Consider the following 1,166-nt stretch of genomic DNA (forward strand, 5'->3'; position numbering starts at 1 on the left):
GTCGGTCCTGACGCTAGGGGAGCGGAGCCCCGGATGACCCCGAACGGGTGACCCCAGAACGGGCCGGTTGTCGGCGGAGCGGGAGAGTCCCGGGTCCGCCGACCGGCGGCCCAGTGTCCGCTCACTCCACCCGTCGTCTCAGCGGCCGGCCACCGGCACGATCCGCAGCCGGCTCATCGCCCAGACCAGTGCCCCCGACGCGAGGAACGCGACCGCGATCCCGACGACGAACACCGACACCTGCCCGTACCCGGTCGCGGGATCCAGGAACGGATAGGGCACCCAGCCGTCCGTCGCTCCGCGGACCAGCACCACGACGAGCCAGACGATCGGGTAGACCACGACCAGCCAGAGCCGCCGCCACGGCAGAGGCGGGCGATCGGCGAGCAGCAGCCAGTCGAGCAGGCCGTAGATCGGGAACAGCACGTGCATGACGGTGTTGGCCCACGGCAGCGCCACTCCGCCCGCGACATCGGTGAGGAGGGTGTTGTAGACGAGGCCGACGACGATGATGTAGCCGGTGAAGGCTCCGCGCGCCAGGACGAGTCCGCCCGGAACCGGACGGCGCCGGAGGGCGAGCACGGCGGTGACGGCCAGCAGGACGGCGAGCACGATGTTGCTCTGGATCGTGAAGAAGCCGAAGAAGTTGAACGGGTTCAGCGGCGTGCGCGAGGCGGTGTCGACGGCCGTCGCGATCACGGCGACGAGGACCGCGGCGGCGACGAGGAGGCGCAGGAGCGCGACCGGCACGCGGGCCGAGTCCGCCCAGGAGGAGGGGGAGGGCGGCGTCATCGCTCGAGCGTAGCGCTGGAGCGCCTAGCCTGTCCCCGTGCTCACGATCGGCGTCGACCTCGCAGCGGAGCCGGTGCGGACCGCTCTCGCCGCCCTCGAGTTCTCCGGAGGGCGGGCCGTCGTCCGCTCGCTCGCCCTCGGCGCCGAGGACGCGACGATCGTCGAGGCGTCACGGGAGGCGGCGGTCATCGGGATCGACTGCGCGTTCGGCTGGCCGGTGGAGTTCGCGGCGTTCGTCTCGGCCCACACCCGGCGGGAGGTCTCGCCGCGCACGCTCGCGGGCCGCGACTGGCGGCGCCGCCTCGCCTACCGCGAGACGGACCGTGTCGCGAAGGAGGTCACCGGGCGCTGGCCGCTCAGCGTGTCGACCGACA

The 1,166-nt window shown here is 72.8% G+C and carries 2 protein-coding genes; one reads left to right on the plus strand and one right to left on the minus strand.

Features of this window, described 5'->3' with window-relative positions; all coding sequences use genetic code 11:
• Positions 1-138: 138 nt before the first annotated feature.
• Positions 139-792 (minus strand): Pr6Pr family membrane protein, encoded by a 654-nt coding sequence (locus tag C5D44_RS17485; protein WP_104282390.1) that lies wholly within the window; start codon positions 790-792, stop codon positions 139-141.
• A 37-nt stretch (positions 793-829) separates the two neighbouring features.
• Between C5D44_RS17485 and C5D44_RS17490 the strand changes: the two genes are divergently transcribed.
• Positions 830-1,166: DUF429 domain-containing protein (locus C5D44_RS17490; protein WP_146088094.1), on the plus strand; the 337-nt coding region annotated here is incomplete at its 3' end.

Source organism: Rathayibacter sp. AY1B5, from assembly GCF_002932795.1.
Taxonomy (GTDB): Bacteria; Actinomycetota; Actinomycetes; order Actinomycetales; family Microbacteriaceae; genus Rathayibacter.

Coding starts and splice junctions, on each gene's coding strand:
- C5D44_RS17485 (WP_104282390.1), bottom strand. CDS start 792: ATGACGCCGCCCTCCCCCTCCTCCTGGGCGGACTCGGCCCGCGTGCCG.